Consider the following 19,471-nt stretch of genomic DNA (forward strand, 5'->3'; position numbering starts at 1 on the left):
TCCGCTGCCCCGCCAGCGTGCGCGCCATTCTCTAAGGAGCGGGACGCCGCTCCCCCCGATCTGTACCGGAGTGGGTATCCCGCCCCCATCCGCTCCGGTGCCCGGCCTTTCGAGGTCGGGTCGGCCCTCTGCCCCCGCCGGGCAGGGGGCCGACAGAAACGTGTGCGGCAGCCGCAGTGCGCGGGCGCAGACCGCTTTCGCGCGGAAAAGCAGGCCGGCTGCACGGCCTTTAGCCGGTGAAGATGCCGGCGGTATCTGAATATATTGTTGCACTGGAATGATGTATTCTTCGCCGCGGGCTGCGTAACAGCTTGACTGTTCGAGGAGCGGGGGAGAATAGTGGACGTGCGAGTTGTCCTGCGTACGCCCTTGTTCTACATTGCGATTGTGGTTTGTGATCCCCAATCGTCCGGTGTCCGACTTGCTCGATGCTCATTTGCTCGATGCTGAATAGGGGCGTCCGCGCATGGATCTGCTTGTTCCCCTGGTCGATCCTTCGCGATCTCACATCTCCACCGGCCACCTGCCGGCGGCCGAGCATGTGCAGCAGCTGGTGCGCGATGCGCACGACCGCTTCTCGTCCCTGAGCCAGGGCACCGTCTCGCAGGTCTATCCAGCGCTGGCACGGGTGCCGGCGGATCTGTTCGGCATCTGCGTGGCGGGCGTGAATGGCGAGATCTTCGCCGTCGGCGATGCCGACTATGAATTTTCCATCATGAGCGTGTCGAAGCCCTTCGTCTTCGCGCTGGTCTGCGACGTCATCGGCGCCACCGGCGCGCGCGAGCGGCTGGGCGCCAATGCCACGGGCTATGCCTTCAACTCGTTGACCGGCATCGAGCGCGGCGGCGACGGGCGCACCAATCCCATGGTCAATGCCGGCGCCATCGCCACCACCAGCCTCGTGCCCGGCAGCAGCACCGAAGAGAAATGGCGCTTCATCCATGAGGGCATGTCGCGCTTCGCCGGACGGGAACTGCCGCTGAACGAGGAGGTCTATGCCTCCGCCACCGCCACCAATTTCCGCAACCGCTCCATTGCCTGGATGCTGGAAAGCCTCGGGCGCATCTATTGCGACCCGCTGGAAGCGGTGGACCTCTACACCCGCCAGTGCGCGCTGAATGTCAGCGCCCGCGATCTCGCGATCATGGGCGCGACGCTGGCGGATGGTGGCTTCAATCCCGTCACCCGCGAGCAGGTGGTCAATCCGGATGTGTGCCACTACGCCCTCGCCGTCATGCTCACCGCGGGCATGTACGAGACCTCGGGCGACTGGCTCTACGAGATCGGCCTGCCCGGCAAGAGCGGCATCGGTGGCGGCATCGTGACCGTCTCGCCCGGCAAGGGCGGGCTCGGCACCTTCGCGCCGCCGCTCGATGAGGCGGGCAACAGCGTCAAGGGACAACTGGTGGCGCAGTTCCTCTCCCAGCGATTGGGACTGGACCTGCTGGTCTCCAGTGCGACGCGCTGATCCAAACGGCGCGCAATCGGGAGGGTGTCATGGCGAATACAGCGGCCTACGGCCACACGCATGCCGACGAACACGCCTCCTGGGTGCCGATGATCGCCATCGCGCTCGGGCAGGTGATCATGTCCTTCAACGTGGCATCCCTGCCCGTGGCGCTCGGCGGCATGGTGGCGAGCTTCCGTGTGCCGCCGACCACGGTCGCCACCGGCATCGTGGCCTATTCCATGCTGGTGGCCGGCTTCGTGATGCTGGGCGCCAAGCTCAACCAGCGCTTTGGCGCGGTCAATGCCTTCCGCGTCGCCGTGGTGGTGTTCGGTTGCGCGCAGGCGCTGATGACCTTCAGCCCCAATGCCACGGTGATGATCAGCGCGCAGGCCCTCTGCGGCGCGGCGGGTGCCATCATCGTGCCCGCGCTGGTGGCGCTGATCGCGGAGAATTATCACGGCAGCCAGCAGGCCACGGCCCTCGGCGCGCTGGGCTCCGCGCGGGCGGGGGCAGGGGTGGCCGCCTTCCTCATCGGCGGCATGCTGGGCACCTATATCGGCTGGCGGCCGGTGTTCGGCCTGCTCATCGCCGTCTCGGCTCTTGTCTTCCTGCTCAGCTTCCGCCTGAAGCCGGATCGCGGACGCCCCAATGTGCAGATCGACATGGTGGGCGTGCTGTTCGCGGCCAGCGCCATCATCCTCATCAGCTTCGGCTTCAACAATCTCAACCGCTGGGGGCTTGGCTTCGCGCAGGCCGCCGCCCCCTTCAGCCTGTTCGGCCTTTCGCCAGCACCGGTGATGATCGTGCTCGGCGCGCTGCTGGGGCAGTGCTTCTTCGTCTGGACGCGGGCGCGCGAGGCGCGCGGGCAGACGCCGCTGCTGCCGCTCTCCGTGCTCGGTTCGGCGGAGGAGCGGGCGGCGGTCTATGCCATGTTCGCGGTGGTGGCGCTGGAGGCGGCGCTGAACTTCTCCGTACCGCTCTACATCCAGATCGTGCAGGGACGCACACCCATCGCGACCGCTGTGGCCATGCTGCCGTTCAACCTCACCGTCTTCTTCGCGGCCATGGTGATCGTGCGCTTCTACAGCCGCTTCACCCCGCGCCAGATCGGGCGGTTCGGCTTCTGCCTGTGCGCGGTTGCCCTGCTGTGGCTGGCCTTCGTGGTGCGCAATGACTGGAGTTCCATTCCGGTGCTGTTCGGGCTGGTGCTGTTCGGCATCGGCCAGGGCTCGCTGGTGACGCTGCTGTTCAACGTGCTGGTGACATCCTCGCCGAAGGAACTGGCCGGTGACGTGGGCTCGCTGCGCGGCACCGCCAACAATCTGGCCGCCGCCGTGGGGACGGCGGTGGCGGGGGCGCTGCTGGTCGGCCTGCTCTCCAGTGCGGTAATGAGTCGCCTCGCAACCAATCCGGTACTGCCGCAGGATCTGCAATCACAGGTCAATCTCGACAGCATCACCTTCGTCAGCAACGCCCATCTGGAAGAGGTGATCGGTCGCACCACCGCCTCGCCGGAGCAGAAGGCCGAGGCGATCCGGGTGAATACGGAAGCCCGGCTACAGGCGCTGAAGATCGGGCTGCTGATCATGGCCGGCCTCGCGCTGCTCACCATCCTGCCGGCGAGCCGCCTGCCCAACTATCGGCCCGGGGAAATCCCCGAGCCCTGAGGTCATCTGCCAAGCCGCGTTCGGGGCGTACGGATCGGGGGGAGCATCATGGGGCGTCCGGTTGAGTGGCGTATGTCCGCGGTTTGCCTGCTGTTGCTTGCCTTGATGCCGCTGGCCATCGCCCCGGCGGGGGCTCAGGCCCCGCTGCCGGCGGTGGGAGTGGCCGAAGTGGCGCTGGAGGACGTGGCCCCGGCCTCCGAATTCATCGGCCGCGTGGAGGCGCTGAACGCGGTGGATATCCGCGCCCGCGTGGAAGGCTTCATCGAGGCCCGCCCCTTCGCCGAGGGGCAGGCGGTGGCGGCGGGAGCGGATCTGTTCCTCATCGAGAAGGCGCCCTATGAAGCGGCCCTGGTCGCCGCGCAGGCCCGCCTGGCGGCGGCCGCCGCCGCCCTGACCGACGCCGAGGGGCGCCTCGCCCGCAATCTTGAGCTCAGGCGCAGCAGCACCGTCTCGCAGGCGACCCTCGACGAGGCGCAGGCCGGGCGCGACACCGCCGCCGCCAATGTTCTGGCGGCGGAGGCCGGCGTGCGGCAGGCGGAGCTCAATCTCAGCTACACCCGCATCCAGTCGCCCATCGCCGGGCGCATCGGCACGGCGGCCTTCGCGGTGGGCAGTCTGGTGGGGCCGTCCTCCGGCCCGCTGGCGCGGGTGGTGCAGGTGGACCCGATCCGGGTGGTGTTTTCGGTCAGCGATCGCGCCATTCTCGATCTGCGCGGGGCCACGGGCGGGGCCTCCAAGGAGGATCTGGCGGCGCGCTTCACGCCCACGCTGCGGCTCTCCAACGGCACGCCCTTCGCCGCCAGCGGAAAGATCGCATTCGCCGGCAACGAGCTGGATCCGCGCACCGGCACGCTGCCGGTTCGGGCCATCTTCCCCAATCCCGACGGCGTGCTGGTGCCGGGCCAGTTCGTCACCGTGCTGATCCGCACCACCGAGCCCCGCCGCCTGCCGGTGGTGCCGCTGGGCGCGGTGCAGCTCGACCGCGACGGACGCTTCGTGCTGCTGGCGGATGCAAGCGACACGGCGGTGGTCAAGCGCATCCGCACCGGCCGCCAGATCGGCCAGACCTATGCGGTGGAGGAGGGGCTGTCCGGCGGCGAGCGGCTCATCGTGGAGGGCCTCCAGCATGTGCGGCCCGGCGCCAAGGTGCGCGTGATGCCGGCCTCCGGGACGGGGGCTGCCGCGCGATGATCTCTGCCATCTTCATCGCCCGCCCGCGCTTCGCGGCGGTCATCGCCGTGGTGACGCTGCTGGCCGGGCTGCTCGCGCTCTCGCGCATTCCGGTGGCGCAGTTCCCGCCCATCACCCCGCCCGAGGTGCAGGTGACGGCGAGCTATCCCGGCGCCAATGCCGAAGTGGTGATGGACAGCATCGGCGCGCCCATCGAGGATCAGGTGAACGGCGTGGAAGACATGCTCTACATGTCCTCCACCAGCACCAACAGCGGCGGCTATGTGCTCACCGTTACCTTCGCGGTGGGCACGGATCCGGCCATCGCGCAGGTGAATGTCCAGAACCGCGTGGCGCTTGCCACCCCGCGCCTGCCCACGGCCGTCACCCAGACCGGCGTCTCGGTGCGCAGCCGCTCAACCAGCATGCTCATGGGCGTCTCGGTCTATTCACCCAAGGGCACGCGGGACGAGATCTTCATCTCGAACTTCACCGCCATCAACATCCGCGATGCGCTCTCCCGCATTCCGGGCGTGGGCGAGGCGGACATCTTCGGCCCCATCTACAGCATGCGCATCTGGATGAATCCGGACCGCATGCAGGCGCTGGCTCTGACTGCCGCCGATATCGCCGCCGCCGTGCGGGCACAGAACGCGCAGGCCTCCGCCGGCCTCATCGGCTCGCCGCCCGCCGCGCCGGGGCAGGAAATCCAGATGAACGTGATGGCGCGCGGCCGGCTGCCGGATGCCAAGGCATTCGAGGCCATCGTGGTGCGCACCAATGCGGATGGTGCCATCGTGCGCCTCAGCGACGTCGCGCGGGTGGAGCTGGGCGCGCAATCCTATGACACGGCGGCGAAATTCAACGGCCAGCCCAGTGCCGCTCTCGTCATCTATCAGTCGCCGGATGCCAATGCGCTGGCCGTCACCAATGCGGTGAATGCGGAGCTGGAGCGTCTCGCCCGCACCTTCCCGGACGATCTGGCCTATACGGTGGTGTTCGAGACCACCTCCTTCGTGCGCGAGACCATCCGCGAGATCGGGATCACGCTCGCCATCACCTTCGCGCTGGTGGTGTTCGTCACCTACATCTTCCTCCAGAACTGGCGCGCGACGCTGATCCCCACCCTGACCATCCCGGTGTCGCTGGTGGGCGCCTTCGCCATTTTGATGATGATGGGCTATTCGGCCAACACCATCACTTTGTTCGCCATCGTGCTCGCCATCAGCCTGGTGGTGGATGACGCCATCATCGTGGTGGAGAATGTGCAGCGGGTGATGGCGGAGCGCGGCGCCAGCCCCGTTGAAGCAACCCTCATCACCATGCGCGAGGTGACGGGGCCGATCGTCGCCACCACCCTGGTGCTGGCGGCTTTGTTCGTGCCCATCGCGCTGGTCGGCGGCATCACGGGCCAGCTCTACCGGCAGTTCGCCGTCACCATCCTTGTCACCATCACGCTCTCCACCATCAATGCGCTGACCCTCAGCCCCGCCTTGTGCGCCATGCTGCTGAAGCCCGAGCCGAAGGATGCCAAGCCCATCTTTCGCGGCTTCCGCATGTTCAACAGTGCGCTCGACCGCTCGCGCGACTGGTATGTGGGTCTGCTCGGCGGGCTCGGCCGCCGGCTGCTCATCTGCGTGCTGGTGATGGTCGCGGTCTTCGCGGGCATTTCGGCGCTGTTCCGTGTGCTGCCCACGGGCTTCATCCCGTCCGAGGATCTCGGCTATCTGTTCGTCAATGTGCAATTGCCCAACGCCGCCTCGCTGGAGCGCACCGGCGTGGTGCTGGACGATGTGGTGCGCACCGTGCGCGCAACCCCGGGCGTTGACAATGTGATCAGCATCGCCGGCGCCAGCATGATCGGCGGCGGCGGCTCGGAAACCGGCATGGTGATCGCCGCGCTCAAGCCATGGCGAGAGCGGCGCACGGCGGCCGAGCAGATCGGCGGCATCCTCGCCCATCTGCGCGGCCAGTTCGCCGGCCTGCCGGCGGCAACCGTGGTGCCCTTCAACCCGCCGGCCATTCCGGGGCTGGGCAACACTGGCGGCTTCGACCTGCGCCTGCAGGCCCGCGCCGGCCAGAGCCCGGAGGATCTGGCGGAAGCCACCCGCGCCATGATCCTCAAGGCCAACGCTTCCCCTGGCCTTGCCGGCGTCTTCACCACCTTCAGCGCCAACGTGCCGCAGATCTATCTCGACATCGACCGCCAGCGGGCGGAACTGGCCGGCGTGACGCCCGCCACGATCTTTTCCACCATGCAGGCGCACCTCGGCTCGGTGTATGTGGACGACTTCAACCTGAATGCCCGCGTCTATCAGGTGCGCTTGCAGGATGAGGCCGGCTTCCGGGGCAAGGTGGACGACATCTTGCGGCTGCACGTGCGCAGCGACACCGGCGATTTCGTGCCGCTGCAATCGCTCGTCGTCACCTCCACCGCCTTCGGGCCGAACGCCATCAGCCGCTACAATCTGTTCCCCGCCGCGGCCATCAACGGCCAGCCCGCACCCGGCACAAGCTCCGGGCAGGCGCTGGCGGCCATGGAGACGCTTGCCCACGAGACGCTGCCGGAAGGCTTCGGCTTCGAATGGACCGGCCTGTCCTTGCAGGAGACGCAGGCGGCCAGCCAGACCGGCGTCATCCTCATCATGGGCATCGTCTTCACCTATCTGTTCCTCGTTGCTCAATACGAGAGCTGGTGGGTTCCGGTGGCGGTGATGCTGTCGGTGTCGGTGGCGGTGCTGGGCGCGCTGGGCAGCCTCACGCTGGCTGGCATTCCGCTGGATGTCTATGCGCAGGTGGGTCTCGTGCTGCTGATCGGGCTGGCGGCCAAGAACGCCATCCTGATCGTGGAATTCGCCAAGATCCAGCGCGAGGCGGGGCAGGGCATTCTGGAGGCCGCCACCTCCGGCACCAGCCAGCGCTATCGGCCCGTTCTAATGACCGCCTTCGGCTCGGTGCTGGGCGTGCTGCCGCTGGTGCTCGCCACCGGCGCAGGCGCGGGCAGCCGCCGCTCCATCGGCATGACGCTGTTCGGCGGCCTGCTGGTGGGCACGCTCATCGGCCTGCTGCTCATTCCTGCCCTCTATGTGCTGGTGCAGACGCTGCGCGAGCGGCTGAAGGGCATGGTCGGCATGCAGCCGCAGCCCGCCCCCGCGCAGCCGGTGGCGGACAGGACGGATTGAGTTCGACCCCATTCCCGACGCGGACGCCAGAATTCCGCGCGCTCTCCTAGGCAGGACAGGCCCCTAACGACCGGAGTAGGTCTGAAATGGATCGCGCGCCCGTAACAGTGGACCTTGCCCTGCAAGGGGGAGGCGCGCATGGCGCCTTCACCTGGGGCGTTCTTGATCGCCTGCTTGAGGAGGAGTGGCTCACCATCGAGGGTCTGTCCGGCACCTCGGCGGGGGCGATGAATGCGGCGGTGATGGCCGCGGGATTTGCCTCGGGGGGTGCTGCCGGCGCGCGCAAGGCGCTGGACGGCTACTGGAATGCGGTGGCGGAGGCCGGGCGCTACAGCCCGTTCCAGCGCAGCCCGCTCGACCGCATGGCGGGGCGCTGGACCATGGACAGCTCGCCGCTCTTCATCGGCATGGACCTCTTCTCCCGCCTGTTCTCGCCCTATGACGTGAACCCCGGCAGCTTCAATCCGCTGCAGAAGCTGCTGGCCGAGCATATCGAGTTCGACCGGCTGAAGACCTCGCCCATCCAGCTCTTCATCACCGCCACCAATGTGCGCACCGGGCGCGGCCGGGTGTTCCGCAATGCGGAGATCACGCCCGAAGTGCTCATGGCCTCCGCCTGCCTGCCCACCCTGTTCCAGGCGGTGGAGATCGACGGAGAGCCTTATTGGGATGGCGGCTATTCCGGCAACCCCACCATCACCCCTCTGGTGCGCGATCTCGTGTCCGACGACACCATCCTCGTGCCGCTCAATCCGGTGGAGCGACCGGGCGTGCCGCGCTCGGCCTCCGAGATCATGAACCGCCTTAATGAAGTGTCGTTCAATGCGGTGCTGCTGAAGGAGCTGCGCATGATGGCGCTGCTGCGCAAGGTGGCCGATCCCGGCACCACGGAGGGCGCGCAATGGGCGCGGATGCGCTTCCACATGGTGCCCAACCGGCTGATGGCGACGCTGGGCTATTCCTCCAAGCTCAATACGGAGTGGGAATTCCTCTCCATGCTGAAGACGGAGGGCCGTGCCTCTGCCGCCGATTTCCTGCAGCGCAACGGCGACAAGCTCGGCGTCTCCTCCACCATCGATCTCGACATCCTGCTGGAAGGGGTGTGAGCGATGGGGCTTCTCGGCATTCTCCTCGGCCTGTCCCTGCTCATCTATCTCGCCTTCCGGGGCGCGAGCATTCTCATTCTCGCGCCCATCGCCGGGCTGGTGGCGGCCGTCTTCTCCCGCGAGCCGCTGCTGGCGAGCTGGACCCAGACCTTCATGCGCAACGGGGCGGATTTCGTGGCGCAGTTCTTTCCGCTGTTCCTGCTGGGCGCGGTGTTCGGCAAGCTCATGGAGGACAGCCGCTCGGTGGCCGCCATCGCCGATTTCCTCACCCACAAGCTCGGCACCGGGCGGGCGGTGCTGGCGGTGGTGCTGGCGGGCGGCATCGTCACCTATGGCGGCGTCAGCCTGTTCGTCGCCATCTTCGTGCTGGTGCCCATGGGCACGGCGCTATTCCGCGCGGCCGGCGTTCCTCGCCGCCTGATGCCGGCGGCGGTGGCGCTGGGCACCTCCACCTTCACCATGTCCGCCATGCCGGGCACGCCGGCCATCCAGAACGCCATCCCCATGCCCTTCTTCGGCACCACGCCGTTCGCCGCACCGGGGCTCGGCGTCATCGCCTCGCTGGTGATGCTGGGCTTCGGCCTGTGGTGGCTGACACTGCGCGAGCGCGCGGCACGCCGGGCCGGGGAGGGGTTCGAGGGCGCGGGCGCCATCGCCATCCGCGACGATAACGCCGATGCGGCGGCGGATGATCCCCTCGTGCGCGAGCGCGCCTCGACGGCGCGGGAGTTCGATCCGGCCGAAATCCATCACAGCGCGGAAGCGCGCGCCATGCCGCCCATCGCCATCGCGGCGCTGCCCATCGTGGTGGTGATCGTGGTCAATCTCCTCATGTCCTTCCTGGTGCTGCCGCGCATGGACACCGCCTTCCTCAGCGCGCCGGAATGGGGCGGCACCAGCCTTGCCGCCGTGGGCGGGCTGTGGTCGGTGATCGTGGCCCTGAGTGCGGCCATCCTCACCGTCATCGTCCTCAATCTCGGCCGCATCCCCGGCCTTCAGGCCACCCTCACCGCAGGCGCCAACGCCTCCGTGCTGCCCATCCTCTCGGTGGCGAGCCTCGTGGGATTCGGCGCCATCGTGGCGGCGCTGCCGGCCTTCGCGGTGGTGCGGGACTGGGTGGTGAACATCGGCGGCGGTCCGCTGGTGTCGCTGGCGGTGGCCACCAACATCCTCGCCGCGCTCACCGGCTCGGCTTCCGGCGGCCTCACCATCGCCCTCGATGCGCTGGGGCCGACCTATATGCGGCTCGCCGCCGAGATCGGCATGAATCCCGCCCTCATGCACCGGGTGGCGGTGATCGGCGCCGGCACGCTCGACAGCCTGCCGCACAATGGCGCGGTGGTGACGCTGCTCTCGGTGTGCGGCGTCACCCACAAGCAGGGCTATCTGGACATCGTGATGGCGGCGGTGGTGGGGGCGCTGCTGGCGCTGGTGGCGGTGATCGTGCTCGGCACGCTGGTGGGGAGCTTTTGAACCATGCGCCGGGCCATCGCACAGATCGTGATCCTGAGCCGCTGGGCCATGCTGCCGCTGTTCGGCGGGCTCGCCCTCACCCTCGTGGTGGTGGTGGCGGCCTTCATCAAGGAGCTGTGGCAGCTTGCGCTGGGGCTGTTCTCCTTCACCGCCACACAGACCATCATGGGCATTCTCACCCTCATCGACCTCATGCTGGTGGGCGGCCTGCTGGTGGTCATCATCGCCTCCGGCTACGAAAACTTCATCGAGCGCATCGACCGGCGCGATGCCCCCGATACCCCGCAATGGATGACGCGCATCAGCTTCTCCGGCCTCAAGCTGAAGCTGTTCGCCTCCCTCATGGCCATCGCCGGCATCACCTTGCTGAAGGCGCTGATGCGGCTGGAGAACGATGTCAGCGAGGCGCAGGTGCGCTGGCTCATGGCCGCCAACGTCATCTTCGTGGCCGCCTATGTGGCGCTGGCGCTGGTGGATCGGCAGGCAGGCCGGCAGGATGAGTGAGCCGCTCTCAAGGCGCGACGGCGCGCGCGGCCCCGACCGTGGCGCCGGTGAAGACGCGGATGGGCAGCGAGGTGGCGAGGGCATCGCCCACGTCGCTTGCGCGATCCGTCTCGTCCATCTTCTGCCCGGTGGCGAGGCGCGTGCCGATGAGCTTCACGGTGTCGGGCTGGGTGGCGAAGGCGGAATGGCCCAGCTTGTCGCCCCCGGACAGGTCGCTGACATCGAACACGGTGATGTCGCGCGCCCCCTTCAGCCGCGACGCATAGACGGGATCGGCCAGATCCACGGCGCCCACGCGCGTGACCTGCCCCGCCAGCAGCCGGGAGAGGCCGAGCGCATGATCATCGCGCGAGACGAAGATGGTGACGCGCGGGCGCGCCTTGCCCATCTCCCGCATCTGGCGCTCGAACAGATCGACGTCGAGATCGGGGGAGGCGAGCACCAGATCGGTGATCTTGCGGTTGATCCCCCCGTTGCGGATCGCCATCTGTCGCAGCGTCTCCACCGCGAGCCACGCGCCCATGGAATGGGCCAGCACCACCACCTCGTCCACGGAGCGGCTGGCGGTGGCGGCGGTGAGCACGGTCTCAAGATCGGAGCGCGCGCCGGTGGCGCTGTCGCGGTCGTAGAGATAGTCGGTCAGCCGGCCGCGCGAGGGCCAGGAGAACAGCACCGGCACCAGCGCCGCGTCCGTGTCGGCCACGAACTGGGCGAAGCCGAACACGGAGGCATCGAAGCGCGTATTGTAGCCGTGCACATAGACCAGCACCCGCCGCCGCCCCGGATGATGGGTGGCGAGCCAGCGCGGCACCTCGTCCCGCGTGAGGCCGGCCAGGCGGGTGACGGCGAATTCGCGCGTCGGATCGGGCGGGGCGGCGTGCGGCCACTGGATGGTGCCCACCGCGCGGTTCGGCGGCAGGGAGACGGCGATATCGGTCAATGCCAGCGCGCTTCCCCGTTCGCCGGAGAACAGCACGCCGGGGCTGGCGCTGGGCGCGCGGGTGGTGGCCGCCAGTATGTCGATGCTGCGGCCGGACGGGGCATCGGCCACGGGCACCAGCACGCCCTCCGGCCGCGCGCAGGCCGCGAGCAGCGCCAGCGCGGCCAGCACCAGGCCGGCGACACGGCAATTCCGCCCCTTCCGCGCGGCGGCCGGAATGGCGGCGGCGCCTCGTCCGGCAATGCGACGTCGGGCAATGGTCACATAATCCGGCATGGCGTCCCCACCCCTTGCGGCGGGGATCGTGCCATGAAGCGGTTCTCAAGGAAACGCATAAGCTCTGGTGAGGACAGCGATTTCGCGGCACCATGCGCGGCGGCATCTGGGGGAGCGTGATGAAGGCGCTTGTCGGTCTAGCGGCTCTGGTCATCCTGTGTGCCGCGCTTCATCTGGCCGCGCGCCTCGTGCTGCCGCTGGTGTTCGCCATGTTGATCATGGCGCTGGTCTGGCCCGTCCATCGCCGGCTGGCGGCGAGGCTGCCACGGCTGGTGGCGGCGCTGGTGGCGCTGGTCATCGCGCTGGCGGTGGTGGGCGCGCTCACCTCCATGGTGGTGTGGGGCTTCGGCCGGGTGGGCCAATGGGCCTTCGCCAATGCCGCCCGGCTGCAGGCCGTCTACACGCAGGTGGGCGACTGGCTGGAAGGACATGGCTTCGTGCTCGCTGGCGTCGTCACCGAGCATTTCAACGTGCGCTGGATGCTGCGGCTGTTTCAGGATCTCTCGGGCCGGCTGCACGGGCTCGCCAGCTTTCTGGTGATTACCTTCCTCTATGTGCTCCTCGGCCTGCTGGAGCTGGATGTGCTCGGCCGCAAGCTCGGGGCGCTCGGCAATGATACCGGCCGTTTCCTGCTCGACGGCACGCGGATGGCGGCGCGCAAACTGCGCACCTACATGCTGGTGCGCCTGATGGTCAGTCTTGCCACCGGGGCTGCGGTGTGGGCCTTCACGCTGGCCTCCGGGCTGGAGCTGGCGCTGGCCTGGGGCGCCATCGCCTTTGCCTTCAACTTCGTGCCGGTGATCGGCCCGTTCGCCGCCACCCTGCTGCCCACCCTGTTCGCCATCGTGCAGTTCGAGACATGGCAGACGGCGCTGTTCATCTTCGCCTGCCTGAACGTGATCCAGTTCGTGTCCGGCAGCTATCTGGAACCGCGCTTCGCGGGGGCGGCGCTGGCGGTGTCGCCGCTTCTCGTGCTGCTGTCGGTATTCTTCTTCGCCTTCCTCTGGGGGCTGGCGGGGGCCTTCATCGGTGTGCCCGTCACCATCGCCATTCTGAGCTTCTGCTCATGCCATCCGGCAACGCAGCGTATCGCCGATCTCCTGTCCGGGCGCACGTCTCCGGCCCCGGCGGAGATGCGCTAGACGGAACGCGGCGCGCTTGGCCCCCGCGTTCCGTCGATGCCGGGCGTGCGGGCGCCCGGATGCCGCTCATTCCAGCGTAATGCCGGCGGTCTTCACCACCTCGCGCCATTTGGCGATCTCGCTGGCGATGAAGGCCGAATAGTCCTGCGGCGAGCCGCCGCCCGGAATGTAGCCGCCCTGCGCGAAGCGCTGGCGGATCTTGTCTTCCTTCAGGAACTGGTTGGCCAACGTGTTGATCTTGGTAACGATCTCGGGCGGCGTGCCGGCCGGCGCCGAGAGGCCGAACCATCCCACCGCCTCGAAGCCCGGAAAGCCGCTTTCGGCAACCGTGGGGGCATCGGGATAGAGCGGGCTGCGCTTGGCGCTGGTCACGGCCAGCACGCGCAGCTTGCCGGTCTGCACATGAGGCAGGGGAATGTCCACGTTCACGATGCCCACCGGCACATGGCCGCCGAGCACGTCGATGACGAGGGGGGCCGCGCCGCGATAGGGGATATGCCGCACCTTGAACTGCGCCGCATTCTCCAGCATGGCCAGCGAGAGGTGCCCGGAGGAACCGGAGCCGGGGCTGCCGAAGGAGAGGCGATCCCCCTCGCTCTTGGCGCGCTTGATGAGGTCGTCGAATGTCCTGATGGGCGAATCCGCCGGCACGATGATGACGTTGGGCGTCGAGGCCAGCAGGCAGATGTGCACGAAGTCCTTGGTGGAGTCATAGGGCATCCGCGCATAGAGCGAATGGTTCATGGCGTTCTGGCCATTGCCCGAGACCAGGATGGTGTTGCCGTCCGGCGTGGCCTTGACCACGCTGCCGGCGGCGATGTTGCCGTTGGCGCCGGGCTTGTTCTCCACCACGAAGGGCTGCTTCAGCGTTTCCGAGAAACGCTCCGCAAACAGGCGGGCCACCACGTCGGTGCTGCCGCCCGCCGGGAACGGCACCACGAAGCCCACCGCATGGGTCGGCCATTCGGCCGCGCGGGCGGCCCCGGCCGGCCAGAGCGCCACGGCGGCCAGCCCGAATGTCAGGCTGCGTCGCGTCAGGTCCATGTTTTCCTCCCACATCATTGTTTTGTTGTTTGTTTGCTCAGCGGCAGATCCAGCTTTCGCGCCGCCACGGCTCCAGGCGGTCGGCATCGAGGTCGAGGCCCGTACCCGGCAGGTCGGGAATGGTGAGCGTGCCGTCGGCGTTCGGCTTCACCGCGCCCTGAAGCGCGAGCAGGGGATTGGTGGAAATGTCTGCTTCCACATAAGGATAGGGCGCCGGCCCGCCGCCGCGCCGGGGCGGCAGCAGGGCTGCCACCTGCAAGGCCGCCTGATGGTTGACGATGGTGCCGAAGACGTGGGGCATGATGGGCAGGTCATAGGCTGCGGCCAGCGCCGCGATGCGCATGAAACCCGTATAACCGCCGCACACGGTGAGGTCCGGTTGCAGGATCGACATGGTTCCGGCCGCCAGGAAATCGCGGAAGGCGGCGATGCTCGCCAGCGCCTCGCCGCCGGCCACCGCCGTGGTCACGGCCGAGGCCACCGCCGCATAGCCAGGGATGTCCTCCGGCTCCACCGGCTCCTCGATCCACAGCAGGTCCGATGCTTCCATGCGTTTGGCCGCATCGATGGCGGCGCGGGCGCTGTAGGCCTGGTTGATGTCCACCATCAGGCCGATCTCGGGGCCCACCTGCCGGCGCATGGCGGCCAGCATCTCGCCGTCCGCGCGCGGGCTCACGCCGGCACGGGGCTTGATGGCGCGATAGCCCAGCTTCAGCGCGGCCTCCACCTCGGCGGCATAATGGCCGTAGGGGTCGGACGCCTCGGTGATGAAGGGGCCGCTGCCATAGCTGAACACACGCTCACGCAAGCCGCCGCCCAGCAGGGCGGACACGCTGATGCCGCGCTCCTGCGCGGCGAGATCGCACAGGGCCATGTCGATGGCCGAGATCGCCATCATGGAGGGGCCGCGCCGGTCATAGCCCTGATTGGCGGCCAGCCGCTCCCAGATGGCGCGGTAGCGGGCGGGCGACTGGCCGAGCACGGCGGGGGCATAGCGATGGCGGATGAGGGCGGCGGCGGCATCGGGCGATGAGAACACCTCGCCCCAGCCGCGCATGCCGGTGTCGGTGACGATCTCCAGCAGCAGGAAGTCGCGCCGGCGGATCATAGTGCGCGCATTGCCGATGGCGGGGTCGGGCACGAAGCCCACATGATGCCCGCGAATTTCCGTCACCTTCATGCGCGTCCTCACCCTGCTTGTTATTGGCTGCGATCTTGACCCTCCCAGCTCATGCGTTCCAATATAATTTTGGCCTGAGTTCATGTGAGTTGGTTATGAGCTTCGATGTCCGTGAACTGGCCGTGCTGAAGGCGGTCATCGAGAAGGGCAGCGTCACCGGTGCGGCGAGCGTGCTGAACGTGTCGCAGCCTGCCGTGAGCCGCACGCTCCAGCAGATCGAACAGCGGCTGGGCATGCCGCTGTTCCGCCGCGAGCGTCAGCGCCTCTATCCCACCCATGAGGCCGAGATCCTCTATCGCGATGTGGTGCAGGCGGTGGCCTCCATGGAGGAGGTGGCCCGCCGTGCGCGCGATCTGAAGGAGGGGCGCTCCGGGGCGTTGCGCATCGCCACCATCGCCGCCTTCGCCCATTCCATCCTGCCGCGCGCGGTGGCGCGCCTGCGGGCCCGCAAACCGGGGCTGGAATTCGCCATCGACGTGCTGACCGCCCGCGACGTGGCGCAGCGCGTGGCCACTTTCCGAAGCGATATCGGATTGCTCATCGACACGGCGAACATCGCCGGCATCAGCGTCGAGGAGCTGTGCACCTTTCCGTTCGGCTGCATCCTGCCCGTTGCGCATCCGCTTGCGGGTCGGGCCTCCCTCACCATTCCGCAGATCGCCTCCGAGCCGCTGATCTGTCTCAGCCGCACGCTGCCGCTGGGCGTGCTGGCCCACCGCCTGTTCGAGAAGCACGATCTGGCGCTGCGGCCGACGGCGGAAGTGTCGCAATCCAGCGTGGCGACGGCGCTCATCGCGTCGGGCGCCGGCATCGGGCTGCTGGACAAGTCCAGCATGCTTGCGGCCATGTCGGAGCCGCTGGTCTTCGTGCCGCTGGCCCCGGCCGAGACCATCGTGGGCCGCCTCGTGCTGCCGGTCACGGGGCTGCGCACCGCCGCAGCCCAGGCGTTCCGGGATGAATTGCGGGTGCTGGTGGGCGAGATCGCGGCGGCGGATGCCAGCTTCCGTTCGTCGGCGTGCTGATCGCAAGCTCAGGAGGAACCCCCGCAACCGCTCAGGGCGTGGCGCAGGTGCTCGCGGGCGGTTCGCCGTTGAAGCGGTCGGTCATCCAGTCCACGGCGGCATCGGCGCTGTCGCGGCCGGAGAACAGATGTCCCACGCCCGGCAGCACGTCGTACACCACCGCGCGTCCGTGACGGCAGAGGTTGCCCACATAGCCGGTGGTGACGTCCGGGCGCACCAGCGGATCGGCGCTGCCCTGAGCGATGAACACGGGCAGGCCGGGCGGCAGCAGGCCGGGCGAGTTGCGCCGGAGCAGCGAGCGCCAGGGCTCGGTGTCGGCGAAGCTGAGATCGACGAGGAAGCGCTTGCCGAGCGCCTGCGTGGGGGCGCGCCGCTCCAGCACGTCCCAGAAGCGCTCGATGCAGTCTTCGGCCAGTTCGTTCATGTCCGGAAGGGCGGCGGGCGTCACAACATTGGTGAGCGGGGCATTGAACAGGCGCGACCATGACCACAGCGTCATGGCGGTGAGGTTGCGCCCGCCCGCGCTCGAAATGTCATCGGACAGCAGCACCGCGAGGTCGGTCGGCGGCGCGGCGGCGGCGACCCCGACGAGCCGCAGCTCGGGGGCGTAGTCCTTCGCGATCAGCCCCGTGAACAGGGCCGCCTGACCACCCTGCGAATGGCCCCATACGGCAAAGCTCGCACTGGGGCTGGCACTAGGGACCATGCCCACAGCCCGCACGGAATCGAGCACGGCCCGTGCCTCGCTGGCGCCCACCAGATAAGGGTGGATGCTGCCCGCGCCGAGGCCGGGGTAGTCGGTGGCGGTCACGACCATGCCGCGCGCCAGCATGCCGCGCAGGCCCTGCACGGTGCGGAAGAAGGTGATCTGGCGCGAGGGGGCGCATTTGGGCACCACCCCCGTGGTGGGGTGGGCCCAGGCCACCACGGGCCGGCCCCCCGGCGGCGGCGGGCCGGGCGGGATGATCACCACACCGGAGACGGGGATGGGCTCGCCCTTCAGGCCCGTGGAGCGGTAGAGCACGCGATAGGCCATGGCCCCGTCGGGCGCGCCCCATTTGGGTTGCATGCGGATGAGGGTGCCGGGCGGCCCGGCTTCCACGTCGGCGCGGGTGGTGGCGTAGAAATCCGACTGGGCATGGGCGGGAGGCGCGAGGGCCAGAAGCACGAGGAGCACGAACCTGACGGCCGCCTCGCGAACGGCCCTTCCCCTACCCATACGCATACCCGTATCCCCCCGCGCGATTGCCGGTGATGCAGCCTGCATCCCGGCGTTTCTTGATTTGTCGCGGGGGTATCATCGCACGAGGCGGAGCCCCGGGCCACTCAGTCCAGCAGATCCTGCCATTGCGGATGGCGGCGGAACTGCGCCGCCACATAGGTGCAGACCGGGGTGATGCGAAACCCCTCTGCGCGGGCGTCGGCGACGGCGGCCTCCACCAGCCGGGCGGCGATGCCGCGCCCCTCGAAGGGCTGGGGCACGAAGGTGTGGTTGATGACCATGGTGCCATCGGTGGTGCGCCGGAAGGTCATCTCGGCCTCGACACCGGGGGTGAGCGCGATGACGTAGCGGCCATAGGGCTTGGCCTCCACGCGGCGGACCTCATAGCTGCTCTCGGACATGATCTCTCCTCGACCCGGCGCGGCGGCGGCTCGGGATGGAAACGCCCGCCGCGTCTCATGGTTCGGCTTTTAGCCGTCGGCTGGCACCACCGCCCGCGCGCAGGCGAGAAAATCGGCCTGCTGATCCGGCGTGAAGAAGCGGCGCGGCACCAGGCGGGCCAGGGCCTCGCTCTCGTAGACGAGGATCAGGCGCCTGTCCTCCACCACCCGCAGCACATAGAGCCACTCCAGCCGGACGGTGCCCTGTTCCGACCGGGTGGTGAGGCTCTCCTCGTCCCATGTCAGGTCAAAGGGCAGGTGCAGGGATTGCTGCTGGGCGAAGATGCGGCGCGCGTGGCGGACCGTCAGCCAGTAGCCCCATCCCACGCGCACGAGCGGCGTCAGGATGAAGAGCGCCAGCGCCACCGGCATCGGCAGATCATCGCCGGTGAACACCTTGACCCCGATGGTCGCGCCGGCGCTGACCACCAGCGCCGACAGGCCGAGATGAAACCAGGTCCGCGGCTGGCGCAGCGCACGGGCGAGAAACAGCCGGTGGAAGGCCACATGATCCTCGACATCGAGCGTGATGCGGACCTCGCGCGCGCCGCCGCCCGTCTCCTGCGCCGGTTCGCTCATCAGGCGGCGGTCCGGCCGGCGCAGGCCAGCAGATCCGCCTGTTGCGCGGAGGTGAGGTGGCGGCGGGGAATGATGCGCATCATGTAGTCGCTCTCGAAGAACAGGATCACCTTGTCGTTGGCCTTCACCTCGCGGAAATCGGACCAGCGCAGGCGCCAGTTGCCGTCCTCGGAGGTGGTGCGCAGCTCATCGTCGGTCCAGGAGACATCAAAGGGGCGCTGCAGGGTCTTCTGCTGGGCATAGAGCTTGCGGGCGGCACGCTCGTGCATGCCATAGGCGGCAAACAGGCCGGTGGCGGGGCTGGCGATGGCGATGACCACGAGGAGCGGCAGCGGCGGATGGGCGCCGAGCCCGGTGATCGCGGCCCATGCGGCGGCGGTGACGAGGATGCCCAGCAGGCAGATGTTGAAGATCTGGCGCGGCGCGCGCATGCGGGTGATGAAATGCAGCTGCGCCGCATGGACCACGTCCTCGGGCGTCAGGCTGAAGCGCACGGCGCGGGATGGAGCGGTCTCTGCGGCGGGCGATGTGGGGGGCGGGCTCATCTGGGCCTCGGTGTCGGGCATCCTTGTCCTCAAGTTGCTGCACCCAAGGGCAGAAAGCCCGAGAAGGCCGTCTTACGCAAGGCGGCTCATTCGTTCGGCCGCGTCACCATGTAGATGCTGAGCACCACGAACAGGATGGCGAGCCCCCACAGCACATAGACAGGCGCGCCCAGATACCGTGTGCCGAACCAACTGCCCACGAAGCTCGCCAGCGCGAACACCTTGGCGAATAGCGGAATGGCGCCCGTCTCCTGCCAGCGCCGCACGCTCGGGCCGAGGTAACGGTGGTTGAGCAGCCACGCCTCGAAGCGCGGCGAGGACCGCGCGAAGCACCAGGCGGCGAGGATCAGGAAGATGGTGCCCGGCATCATGGGCACCACCATGCCGATGGCGCCCAGAGTCACGAACACGCAGCCGAACCCGAACAGCATATGCCGGATCACCACCTGCCGGAGATCGGGAGGGGCGTCGGGCGGGGACTGCGGGTCATGCGGCACGGGAAAAGCCTTCATCCGAAACGGACGCCAGA

17 protein-coding genes are annotated in these 19,471 nt (G+C 68.4%); 9 read left to right on the plus strand and 8 right to left on the minus strand.

What is annotated here, in order from left to right:
- Nucleotides 1-466: 466 nt before the first annotated feature.
- From glsA to IEW24_RS17065, 7 genes are all read left to right on the plus strand, one after another.
- Nucleotides 467-1,468, plus strand: a complete 1,002-nt coding sequence (gene glsA, locus IEW24_RS17035; protein WP_188580814.1) for a glutaminase A — start codon at nt 467-469, stop codon at nt 1,466-1,468.
- Between the two features lie 29 nt (nt 1,469-1,497).
- A complete protein-coding gene (locus tag IEW24_RS17040) occupies nt 1,498-3,117 on the plus strand; it encodes an MFS transporter (RefSeq protein WP_244644496.1) in 1,620 nt (539 codons plus the stop codon).
- A 72-nt stretch (nt 3,118-3,189) separates the two neighbouring features.
- The gene (locus tag IEW24_RS17045; RefSeq protein WP_244644497.1) at nt 3,190-4,308 is read left to right on the plus strand and encodes an efflux RND transporter periplasmic adaptor subunit; all 1,119 of its coding nucleotides are present in this window, start codon (nt 3,190-3,192) and stop codon (nt 4,306-4,308) included.
- Nucleotides 4,305-7,469 carry an efflux RND transporter permease subunit gene (locus IEW24_RS17050; protein ID WP_188580818.1) on the plus strand — a complete coding sequence of 1,055 codons (3,165 nt, stop codon included), beginning with the start codon at nt 4,305-4,307 and terminating at the stop codon, nt 7,467-7,469. The genes IEW24_RS17045 and IEW24_RS17050 overlap by 4 nt, the downstream gene beginning before the upstream one ends.
- Before the next feature lie 86 nt (nt 7,470-7,555).
- On the plus strand, nt 7,556-8,575 hold the full coding sequence (locus tag IEW24_RS17055; RefSeq protein ID WP_188580820.1) for a patatin-like phospholipase family protein: 1,020 nt from the start codon (nt 7,556-7,558) through the stop codon (nt 8,573-8,575).
- A 3-nt stretch (nt 8,576-8,578) separates the two neighbouring features.
- Nucleotides 8,579-10,048, plus strand: coding sequence for a GntP family permease (locus IEW24_RS17060; RefSeq protein ID WP_188580822.1), 1,470 nt, complete (start codon nt 8,579-8,581; stop codon nt 10,046-10,048).
- A 3-nt stretch (nt 10,049-10,051) separates the two neighbouring features.
- Nucleotides 10,052-10,552: a YqhA family protein gene (locus IEW24_RS17065; protein ID WP_188580824.1), complete on the plus strand. Its 501-nt coding sequence runs from the start codon at nt 10,052-10,054 to the stop codon at nt 10,550-10,552.
- Between the two features lie 7 nt (nt 10,553-10,559).
- Here IEW24_RS17065 and IEW24_RS17070 read toward each other — a convergent pair whose 3' ends face one another.
- Nucleotides 10,560-11,768 (minus strand): alpha/beta hydrolase, encoded by a 1,209-nt coding sequence (locus tag IEW24_RS17070; RefSeq protein ID WP_188580826.1) that lies wholly within the window; start codon nt 11,766-11,768, stop codon nt 10,560-10,562.
- Between the two features lie 119 nt (nt 11,769-11,887).
- Here IEW24_RS17070 and IEW24_RS17075 point away from each other — a divergent pair, with 119 nt between their 5' ends.
- A complete protein-coding gene (locus tag IEW24_RS17075) occupies nt 11,888-12,910 on the plus strand; it encodes an AI-2E family transporter (RefSeq protein ID WP_188580828.1) in 1,023 nt (340 codons plus the stop codon).
- 66 nt (nt 12,911-12,976) lie between these two features.
- Here IEW24_RS17075 and IEW24_RS17080 read toward each other — a convergent pair whose 3' ends face one another.
- Both IEW24_RS17080 and IEW24_RS17085 read right to left on the minus strand, forming a co-directional pair.
- Nucleotides 12,977-13,954 (minus strand): Bug family tripartite tricarboxylate transporter substrate binding protein, encoded by a 978-nt coding sequence (locus IEW24_RS17080; protein ID WP_188580830.1) that lies wholly within the window; start codon nt 13,952-13,954, stop codon nt 12,977-12,979.
- 37 nt (nt 13,955-13,991) lie between these two features.
- The gene (locus IEW24_RS17085) at nt 13,992-15,134 is read right to left on the minus strand and encodes a mandelate racemase/muconate lactonizing enzyme family protein (protein ID WP_188580832.1); all 1,143 of its coding nucleotides are present in this window, start codon (nt 15,132-15,134) and stop codon (nt 13,992-13,994) included.
- A 95-nt stretch (nt 15,135-15,229) separates the two neighbouring features.
- On the opposite strand from IEW24_RS17085, the gene IEW24_RS17090 reads away from it, so the two are divergent.
- Complete coding sequence (locus tag IEW24_RS17090) at nt 15,230-16,156, plus strand: LysR family transcriptional regulator (protein ID WP_188580834.1); 927 nt, start codon at nt 15,230-15,232, stop codon at nt 16,154-16,156.
- A gap of 31 nt (nt 16,157-16,187) precedes the next feature.
- Here the strand turns inward: IEW24_RS17090 and IEW24_RS17095 are convergent, their stop codons facing one another.
- The 5 genes from IEW24_RS17095 to IEW24_RS17115 all read right to left on the minus strand — a co-directional run bounded on the left by IEW24_RS17095 (nt 16,188) and on the right by IEW24_RS17115 (nt 19,454).
- Nucleotides 16,188-17,381 (minus strand): lipase family protein, encoded by a 1,194-nt coding sequence (locus IEW24_RS17095; RefSeq protein WP_188580836.1) that lies wholly within the window; start codon nt 17,379-17,381, stop codon nt 16,188-16,190.
- Between the two features lie 101 nt (nt 17,382-17,482).
- On the minus strand, nt 17,483-17,779 hold the full coding sequence (locus tag IEW24_RS17100) for a GNAT family N-acetyltransferase (RefSeq protein ID WP_188580838.1): 297 nt from the start codon (nt 17,777-17,779) through the stop codon (nt 17,483-17,485).
- A 69-nt stretch (nt 17,780-17,848) separates the two neighbouring features.
- Nucleotides 17,849-18,397, minus strand: coding sequence for a YcxB family protein (locus IEW24_RS17105; RefSeq protein WP_188580840.1), 549 nt, complete (start codon nt 18,395-18,397; stop codon nt 17,849-17,851).
- Entirely contained in the window at nt 18,397-18,963 is a 567-nt protein-coding gene (locus tag IEW24_RS17110) for a YcxB family protein (RefSeq protein WP_188580842.1), read from the minus strand. The genes IEW24_RS17105 and IEW24_RS17110 overlap by 1 nt, the downstream gene beginning before the upstream one ends.
- Before the next feature lie 65 nt (nt 18,964-19,028).
- Entirely contained in the window at nt 19,029-19,454 is a 426-nt protein-coding gene (locus IEW24_RS17115; RefSeq protein ID WP_244644499.1) for a YbaN family protein, read from the minus strand.
- Nucleotides 19,455-19,471: the final 17 nt, after the last annotated feature.

Source organism: Azorhizobium oxalatiphilum, from assembly GCF_014635325.1.
Classification (GTDB): domain Bacteria; phylum Pseudomonadota; class Alphaproteobacteria; order Rhizobiales; family Xanthobacteraceae; genus Azorhizobium; species Azorhizobium oxalatiphilum.

Coding starts and splice junctions, on each gene's coding strand:
- glsA (WP_188580814.1), top strand. CDS start 467: ATGGATCTGCTTGTTCCCCTGGTCGATCCTTCGCGATCTCACATCTCC.
- IEW24_RS17040 (WP_244644496.1), top strand. CDS start 1,498: ATGGCGAATACAGCGGCCTACGGCCACACGCATGCCGACGAACACGCC.
- IEW24_RS17045 (WP_244644497.1), top strand. CDS start 3,190: ATGTCCGCGGTTTGCCTGCTGTTGCTTGCCTTGATGCCGCTGGCCATC.
- IEW24_RS17050 (WP_188580818.1), top strand. CDS start 4,305: ATGATCTCTGCCATCTTCATCGCCCGCCCGCGCTTCGCGGCGGTCATC.
- IEW24_RS17055 (WP_188580820.1), top strand. CDS start 7,556: ATGGATCGCGCGCCCGTAACAGTGGACCTTGCCCTGCAAGGGGGAGGC.
- IEW24_RS17060 (WP_188580822.1), top strand. CDS start 8,579: ATGGGGCTTCTCGGCATTCTCCTCGGCCTGTCCCTGCTCATCTATCTC.
- IEW24_RS17065 (WP_188580824.1), top strand. CDS start 10,052: ATGCGCCGGGCCATCGCACAGATCGTGATCCTGAGCCGCTGGGCCATG.
- IEW24_RS17070 (WP_188580826.1), bottom strand. CDS start 11,768: ATGCCGGATTATGTGACCATTGCCCGACGTCGCATTGCCGGACGAGGC.
- IEW24_RS17075 (WP_188580828.1), top strand. CDS start 11,888: ATGAAGGCGCTTGTCGGTCTAGCGGCTCTGGTCATCCTGTGTGCCGCG.
- IEW24_RS17080 (WP_188580830.1), bottom strand. CDS start 13,954: ATGGACCTGACGCGACGCAGCCTGACATTCGGGCTGGCCGCCGTGGCG.
- IEW24_RS17085 (WP_188580832.1), bottom strand. CDS start 15,134: ATGAAGGTGACGGAAATTCGCGGGCATCATGTGGGCTTCGTGCCCGAC.
- IEW24_RS17090 (WP_188580834.1), top strand. CDS start 15,230: ATGAGCTTCGATGTCCGTGAACTGGCCGTGCTGAAGGCGGTCATCGAG.
- IEW24_RS17095 (WP_188580836.1), bottom strand. CDS start 17,381: ATGCGTATGGGTAGGGGAAGGGCCGTTCGCGAGGCGGCCGTCAGGTTC.
- IEW24_RS17100 (WP_188580838.1), bottom strand. CDS start 17,779: ATGTCCGAGAGCAGCTATGAGGTCCGCCGCGTGGAGGCCAAGCCCTAT.
- IEW24_RS17105 (WP_188580840.1), bottom strand. CDS start 18,397: ATGAGCGAACCGGCGCAGGAGACGGGCGGCGGCGCGCGCGAGGTCCGC.
- IEW24_RS17110 (WP_188580842.1), bottom strand. CDS start 18,963: ATGCCCGACACCGAGGCCCAGATGAGCCCGCCCCCCACATCGCCCGCC.
- IEW24_RS17115 (WP_244644499.1), bottom strand. CDS start 19,454: ATGAAGGCTTTTCCCGTGCCGCATGACCCGCAGTCCCCGCCCGACGCC.